7 protein-coding genes are annotated in these 5,152 nt (G+C 41.8%); 3 read left to right on the top strand and 4 right to left on the bottom strand.

Features of this window, described 5'->3' with window-relative positions; genetic code table 11:
• Window positions 1-144: 144 nt before the first annotated feature.
• The 3 genes from B4F08_RS11480 to B4F08_RS11470 all read right to left on the bottom strand — a co-directional run bounded on the left by B4F08_RS11480 (window position 145) and on the right by B4F08_RS11470 (window position 2,471).
• Window positions 145-1,521: a dihydrolipoyl dehydrogenase gene (locus B4F08_RS11480; protein WP_291374428.1), complete on the bottom strand. Its 1,377-nt coding sequence runs from the start codon at window positions 1,519-1,521 to the stop codon at window positions 145-147.
• 196 nt (window positions 1,522-1,717) lie between these two features.
• The gene (locus B4F08_RS11475) at window positions 1,718-2,143 is read right to left on the bottom strand and encodes a beta-lactamase hydrolase domain-containing protein (protein ID WP_110975829.1); all 426 of its coding nucleotides are present in this window, start codon (window positions 2,141-2,143) and stop codon (window positions 1,718-1,720) included.
• Window positions 2,136-2,471 carry a TIGR01244 family sulfur transferase gene (locus tag B4F08_RS11470; protein WP_005401736.1) on the bottom strand — a complete coding sequence of 112 codons (336 nt, stop codon included), beginning with the start codon at window positions 2,469-2,471 and terminating at the stop codon, window positions 2,136-2,138. The genes B4F08_RS11475 and B4F08_RS11470 overlap by 8 nt, the downstream gene beginning before the upstream one ends.
• A gap of 124 nt (window positions 2,472-2,595) precedes the next feature.
• Here B4F08_RS11470 and B4F08_RS11465 point away from each other — a divergent pair, with 124 nt between their 5' ends.
• Genes B4F08_RS11465 through B4F08_RS11455 form a run of 3 tightly spaced genes read left to right on the top strand, consistent with a single transcriptional unit; the run spans window position 2,596 to window position 4,364 of the window.
• On the top strand, window positions 2,596-3,492 hold the full coding sequence (locus B4F08_RS11465; RefSeq protein WP_291374427.1) for an alpha/beta hydrolase: 897 nt from the start codon (window positions 2,596-2,598) through the stop codon (window positions 3,490-3,492).
• Window positions 3,493-3,924: a thioredoxin TrxC gene (gene trxC / locus B4F08_RS11460; protein WP_086210487.1), complete on the top strand. Its 432-nt coding sequence runs from the start codon at window positions 3,493-3,495 to the stop codon at window positions 3,922-3,924.
• 17 nt (window positions 3,925-3,941) lie between these two features.
• Window positions 3,942-4,364, top strand: a complete 423-nt coding sequence (locus B4F08_RS11455) for an acyl-CoA thioesterase (protein ID WP_004697616.1) — start codon at window positions 3,942-3,944, stop codon at window positions 4,362-4,364.
• A gap of 74 nt (window positions 4,365-4,438) precedes the next feature.
• On the opposite strand, the gene B4F08_RS11450 is transcribed toward B4F08_RS11455, so the two are convergent.
• Complete coding sequence (locus B4F08_RS11450) at window positions 4,439-4,936, bottom strand: nuclear transport factor 2 family protein (protein ID WP_291374426.1); 498 nt, start codon at window positions 4,934-4,936, stop codon at window positions 4,439-4,441.
• Between the last annotated feature and the right edge of the window lie 216 nt (window positions 4,937-5,152).

The raw sequence follows: 5,152 nt of genomic DNA, 5'->3' as shown, positions 1-5,152 counted from the left end.
CTTATCAGTATCTGGTTTTTGGTTTGGATTAACCTCATTCAAAAAATAGAGCTCAGCTTTTCATTGAAGCAGGTTGATGAAATCGTTTAATCACGCACCGTAAACGTCTAAGTACCTATAGCAAGAGAACATGAATCTGGCAGCTTAGGGATTGAGTTGTCGACGAGCATGTTTTAAAGCCGTTCTTAAGCCTTCTTCAAGGGTTGGGTGATAAAATGGTTTTTCCAAAATTTCATCGATAGTCAATTCTTCTGCAATCATCCATGCCAATAAATGGGCCAAATGTTCAGTAGACTCTGTGAGTAATTCAGCACCCAGTAGCTTTCGGCTACTTCTATCTACATAAACCTCGATGGCCCCATAGTTTTTACCCAGAACCAATGCACGTCCTTGTTTTGCATAGGATACTTCGCCGATGACAAAATTGATATTTGCACTTTGTAGTTGCTTAAAGTTTTGTCCAACCATTGCCATTTCTGGGTTGCTAAACACGATGCCTAAAGGTGTTAGAGTTTTGCATGATTCTATAGTGGGGAAGTTCAATGCATTTTTAACCGAAACTTTACCTTCGTGTGCAGCTTCATGTTGCAGAGGGGTGTCGGTATGTGCATCGCCAATGATAAAAATCGGGTAGTCAGCGAGTTGTTTTGTCTTAGGATCAACAGGTAAATGTTTTAAGTCTGTGAATGATGTGTCGATATTTTCGAGTTTAAGCGTATTTAAAAGACTACTTCGTCCAGTAGCAACCAGTAAATAATCGACGTTAAGTGTTTTAGGCTGATCATTTTCAGTAAAACTAAGTTCAACTTGATCGTTTGTATACTTAACTTCAGTGGGTAAAACTTCGAACTTGATTTCAAGTTCATCGCCAATTTCTGTTTGTGCCAATTGCTGTAATTTAGGACTGGTCAGAACGCCGACTTTACGGCTACGTGCAAAGACCGTGGTATTGACACCAAGTCGTTGCATGGCTTGCGCGAGTTCAATCGCGATGACGCCGCTCCCAATAACGGCTAAGGAGTTAGGTAAAGCATCAAGTTCAAAGATTTGATCGGAGGTGGTAAGTCGATCACCGAGTTCATCTTTCCACATTGGGTTAAAACTTGGTGTGGAGCCTACAGCTAAAATAAAGCTTTTGGCTTGGTAGAGTTGCCCATTCACTTCGACCGTTTTTGCATCGACAAAGTGAGCACGGCCTTGAACTTTATGCGACTTAGGCCAGCTCTCTACGGTTTTAAGGGTACTAGAGGTAAAGCGATCGCGGAGTGCTTGTACGTGTTTCATGACCTGACTGCGGTCAATTTTTGATTCTACTTTTAATCCGACACGATCCGCATGTTGAATATCATGCATGCGATTGGCTGTAGAAATAAGGACTTTTGAGGGCATACAGCCGACACGTGCACAAGTGGTGTCCCACGGTCCATCATTAATGATTAATAGATTTTGTGTGGACTTAATGGCTTGTTGGTAGGCTGCAATACCCGCAGTTCCTGCCCCAATAATAATCAGATCATACATAACACAGAGTTTACCTAAGCAAGATTACTCTATAGTTAACATATTCATGGGGTTTGGGGATTATATTTTGTAAAAAATGGCATGGATTGCCGTCATTATTTATAAACTGCTACCAACGCTGACGCCAACAGTAGGTCGAACATGCATGGAACTACATGCAGTTATAAGTGTACAACAGAGTAAAAGAAGAAAGAGCTTATTCATGCAGTAGTCCTAATTGTTTGGCTTGATGAAAGAGCCGACTTGAACGTTCACCACTTTTACAGACCATTAAAATGGGTTTAGGGAGCTCATTATAATATTTAGCAAATTCAATCACGTCTGTTTCAGAAATTTTACTGCTGGTAACTGGTTGGTAAATCACACTGACTTTCGCTTGCTCTGCGATACTTCGTAGTTGCTCAACGCGAACGGTATTGCCTTGTTCTTGATCAGGTCGGTTGACAATGACTGACTTAAAACCTTGTTTCATCAATTGTTGAAACTTATCTGTGGTCATTTGTCCTGAAACACTCAGTTGCGGACTCAGTGACTGACTGAGTGTTTCCGTTGCTGCCCAAAGTGTACTGCTTGCTAAAAGCAGAGCAGTACAGATGACGTGTTTAAACAACCGTTTAGTCATCTAACAGATCCATTTGTTTGGCAAGTTGGTACAAGTTATTTGAGCGATTACCTGTACGGCAGAACATGAGAACAGGTTTTGGAAGTTCATTAAAGTGGTTGGCAAAAGTGCGAACATCCATTTCGGTGATTTGACCAGCAACTACAGGTTGGTAGACATAATCCAAGCCTGCTACACGTGCAGCTTCCTCGATTTGAGCGCTGGTCGGTTGTTCTGGGCCACCTTCCATATCTGGGCGGTTATTGATCACAGATTTAAACCCTTTTTCAACCACTTGAACCAAATGTTCAGGACCAATTTGACCTGCAAAGCCTACATTTTCACTCATCCTGTCACTCCAAAATTAAGATAATCGAGATATGCTTTATGATAGCATTAAGCTGAAAGCTCAGCCTATGCTGTTGAAATATTTATAAGCGATTACAACCATAAAATAACGCAATGGAGCAGGTATGCACGCCTATACCGTTGAACCGCTGTATGTGAAAAGTGGCCAAGAGGTCATTGCTGCAGATTTTTACCGTCCGAAAACTGAAGAGAAGCCCGCAGTGATTTTGATGGCTCATGGCTTGGCTGGGCTTCGCCAATTCAAACTGATTCAATTTGCGCAACGGTTTGCACAAGCGGGCTATGCGGTCGTGTTATTCGACTATCGTTATTGGGGGGGGAGTACGGGGCGCCCAAGAGAGCTGGTGTCGATTAAAAAGCAGCTCGAAGACTGGCGCACCATGATTAACCATATCAAAGAGCGTAAGTCGATTGATAGCCGACGTATTGTGCTGTGGGGGACGGCACTCAGTGGTGGATACGTACTCGATATTGCTGCAGAGTTCAAAAATGTTCAGGCGGTGATGGCACAAGTGCCTTTTGTCGATGGTGTTGAAAGTGCCAAGCTTTACCCGTTACAGCAACTCCCGAAAGCATTAAAGCTGTCCAGCCAAGATTATATGGGGGGCAAAGTTGGTTTAGCGCCAACGACTTTACCCGTAGTTGACCCCCGAAAGCTGTGTTTTATGCCAACCCAAGATGCGTATTTGGGTTATCGTTCGATTATCAATCCAGACTATTATTGGAGTGGTGAGATTCCCGCACGACTTTTTTTTAATTTAATCCGTTATCGTCCGATTCAAAATGTACGGCAAATTAATATTCCTGTACTTTTTATTGCAGCAAAACATGATAGCCTCATACCTATTGAGTCGAGTCGTGAAGCGGCGACCAATATTGCTCCCTTTGTTCAATATCATGAATGGGAGATGCAACATTTCGATATTTATCATGCCACCTGGTTTGAAAAAGCCATTTCGACCCAATTAGAATTTTTACACCAACATATTGGAGTCAATTAAATGATTATCGTCTGTCCGACCTGTATGGCAAAAAATCGTGTCCCTGAAGAGAAGCTGAATGCTAATCCGAGTTGTGGTCAATGTCATGCTACGCTTCTGCCTGCTACACCTATTGAGTTGAATGAACAAAACTTTAGTCAGTTTATTAGCCATAGTGATTTGCCTGTATTGATTGACTTATGGGCAGAGTGGTGTGGTCCTTGTAAAATGATGGCACCGCATTTTGCTGAAGTGGCGAAACAAAATCCACAAGTGATTTTTGCCAAAATTAATACTGAAGAATCTCCACGATTAAGTAGTGCCTTTAATGTGCGAAGTATTCCAACCTTAGTTTTAATGAATAAAACTACTGAAATTGCTAGAATAAGCGGCGCGCTCCGTGCGCCACAATTGCAACAATGGTTAGATCAACAGTTGCAAGCCCAGTCATAACGAAAATTGGAGTCAACGTGTCAGAGATTCATGTGAAACCAGAAGGGATGCTATCTCTTCAAACGATTGCAATGCCAGCTGATACCAACTGGAGTGGAGATGTGTTTGGTGGTTGGATTGTGTCACAAATGGATTTGGCCGGCGCAATTCACGCAGAACGCTTTAGTAAAGGGCGTTGTGCAACGATTTCAATTAATCAGATGACGTTCTTAGTCCCAGTGAAAGTTGGTGATGTCATCAGTTGTTATACCAAACTGTTAAAAGTGGGCAATACCTCGATTCAAATGGAAATTGAAGTGTGGGATAGCCATGACAGTTCACGTCCGCCTGTACGTGTGACTGAAGGTGTCTTTACCTTTGTTGCGGTTGATGTCAAAGGTAATAAACGTCAGATTCCAGCGGATGTTAAAGAAAAGTTTCTTGCGAGCCAATCCAACTAAGGTTTGAGTCGGTCTGCAAAAAAAGCCAGTGTCATCACTGGCTTTTTTATTATTATTCCACACAGTCCGATGGATTAAAACATGGTATTGCGGTTGGCGGACTCCGCGGGAATGCTTTGTATCACATCCCAATGTTCTACAATTTTGCCTTGTTCGACGCGGAAAATATCGACAACGGCTTCACCACGATCTTGTGCATTTTGAGTGGAAAGTACATGGAGCACCACCAAATCACCTTCGGCCACGACACGTTTGATGGTATTTTTTGCATCTGGATGTTCCTTAAAATACTGGGTGAAATAGTTTACAAAAGGCGCTTTTCCGTCTGCAACATAGGGATTATGTTGAATATATTGTGTACCAATATAGCGGTCTGAATAGGTTTGAACCTGATGTTTGCTAAAAACCCCTTCATAAAAGTCCACCACAATTTTTTTATTCTGTTCGGTCAGAGCAGAGGCAGAATGGTGACTCGGCGTTGTTGAAACCGATGTATTGGATGGGTTGTGTTGTTGGCAGGCAACAAGCCCTAAAGAAAATAGGGTCGTTGCTAAAATTAGTCTTTTTTTCATTAAGTCAGCTCAAATATTCATATTATGTAGCATGATTTTGAGCTGAGTTGAAGCAAAGATATAGTAAGTTTTAGTCGCGGCTTTAGCGTATTGTTGTAAATTTTATACTTACCAAACAGTAAGTTATATTTACATTCTTATTTTTTTAATGATGCTTTATCGAGCCAAGCCCATAACATTTCACATTGAACAGGTGCTTCACCCGATTCATCCATT

It is taken from the genome of Acinetobacter sp. UBA6720 (assembly GCF_002454215.1).
Taxonomy (GTDB): domain Bacteria; phylum Pseudomonadota; class Gammaproteobacteria; order Pseudomonadales; family Moraxellaceae; genus Acinetobacter.
This window is presented reverse-complemented; position numbering and strand designations above follow the sequence as displayed.

Coding starts and splice junctions, on each gene's coding strand:
- B4F08_RS11465 (WP_291374427.1), top strand. CDS start 2,596: ATGCACGCCTATACCGTTGAACCGCTGTATGTGAAAAGTGGCCAAGAG.
- B4F08_RS11470 (WP_005401736.1), bottom strand. CDS start 2,471: ATGAGTGAAAATGTAGGCTTTGCAGGTCAAATTGGTCCTGAACATTTG.
- B4F08_RS11450 (WP_291374426.1), bottom strand. CDS start 4,936: ATGAAAAAAAGACTAATTTTAGCAACGACCCTATTTTCTTTAGGGCTT.
- B4F08_RS11480 (WP_291374428.1), bottom strand. CDS start 1,521: ATGTATGATCTGATTATTATTGGGGCAGGAACTGCGGGTATTGCAGCC.
- trxC (WP_086210487.1), top strand. CDS start 3,493: ATGATTATCGTCTGTCCGACCTGTATGGCAAAAAATCGTGTCCCTGAA.
- B4F08_RS11475 (WP_110975829.1), bottom strand. CDS start 2,143: ATGACTAAACGGTTGTTTAAACACGTCATCTGTACTGCTCTGCTTTTA.